This is a genomic window from Halorubrum tibetense, assembly GCF_042661865.1.
In the GTDB taxonomy this organism is placed as follows: domain Archaea; phylum Halobacteriota; class Halobacteria; order Halobacteriales; family Haloferacaceae; genus Halorubrum; species Halorubrum tibetense.
In genome coordinates this window covers 1-1,348 of record NZ_JBHSWW010000441.1, presented here as the reverse complement: position 1 = coordinate 1,348, position 1,348 = coordinate 1, and the positions used below count along the sequence as shown (strand labels likewise).

General features: G+C 69.5%; 1 protein-coding gene. It reads left to right on the top strand.

The annotated features are described in order from the left end of the window. On the top strand, positions 1 to 1,348 hold a 1,348-nt coding region (gene mutS, locus ACFQEU_RS15960; RefSeq protein ID WP_379783767.1), incomplete at both ends, for a DNA mismatch repair protein MutS.

The following is a 1,348-nucleotide window of genomic DNA, read 5'->3' as shown; positions in this document are numbered from 1 at the left end:
GCCGGTCGCCGAGACGCTCCACCGCCCCGACCGCGACCGCGCTCGCGACCTCCACGACGAGCTCGCCGCGGCGCTCGACGACGACCCGCCGAACACGAAAACCGAGGGCGGGATCCTCCGCCGTGGGTACGATCCGGAGCTCGACGACCTGATCGAACGCCACGAGACGGCGATCGAGTGGATCGACTCCCTCGCTGAGCGCGAGAAGCGCCGACACGGGCTCTCACACGTCACGGTCGACCGGAACAAGACCGACGGCTACTACATCCAGGTCGGGAAGTCCGTCGCCGACCAGGTGCCGGAGCAGTACCGCGAGATCAAGACGCTGAAGAACTCCAAGCGGTTCGTCACCGACGAGCTCGCCGAGCGGGGACGCGAGATCCTTCGGATCGAGGAGGCCCGCGGCGACCTGGAGTACGAGCTGTTCGAGGAGCTCCGGGAGACGGTCGCCGCCACGGCCGAACTCCTCCAGGACGTCGGACGGGCGTTCGCCGAGATCGACGCGCTGGCGTCGCTCGCGACTCATGCCGCCGGCAACGACTGGACCCGTCCGACGCTCGCGGAGCCCGGGACGCTCTCGATCGAGGCCGGACGACACCCGGTCGTCGAGCGGACGACCGACTTCGTCCCCAACGACCTCCGGCTGGACGAGGAGCGCGGCTTCCTGATCGTCACCGGCCCGAACATGAGCGGGAAGTCGACGTACATGCGACAGGCGGCGCTGATCCAACTGCTCGCACAGGCGGGTTCGTTCGTTCCCGCCCGCTCCGCGGAGGTCGGCGTCGTCGACGGGATCTACACCCGAGTCGGGGCGCTCGACGAGCTCGCACAGGGTCGGTCGACGTTCATGGTGGAGATGCAGGAGCTGTCGAACATCCTCCACTCCGCCACCGAGGAGTCGCTCGTGATCCTGGACGAGGTGGGTCGCGGGACGGCTACCTACGACGGCATCTCCCTCGCGTGGGCGGCGACGGAGTACCTCCACAACGAGGTACGCGCACGAACCCTCTTCGCGACGCACTACCATGAGCTGACGACGCTCGCCGACCACCTCCCACGCGTGGAGAACGTTCACGTCGCGGTCGACGAGCGGGGCGGCGACGTGACCTTTCTCCGAACGGTCCGGGAGGGGCCCACGGACCGGTCCTACGGCGTCCACGTCGCGGACCTCGCTGGTGTGCCGGAGCCGGTCGTCGCCCGCGCGGGCGACGTGCTCAACCGCCTCCGTGAGGAGAAGGCGATCGAGGCGAAAGGCGGGTCGGCCGCGGGGGGTACCGGGACCACTCAGGCCGTCTTCGACCTCTCGTCGGGGTCGTACGCGGACGGGGCGGACGGGGCGGACGAGGAA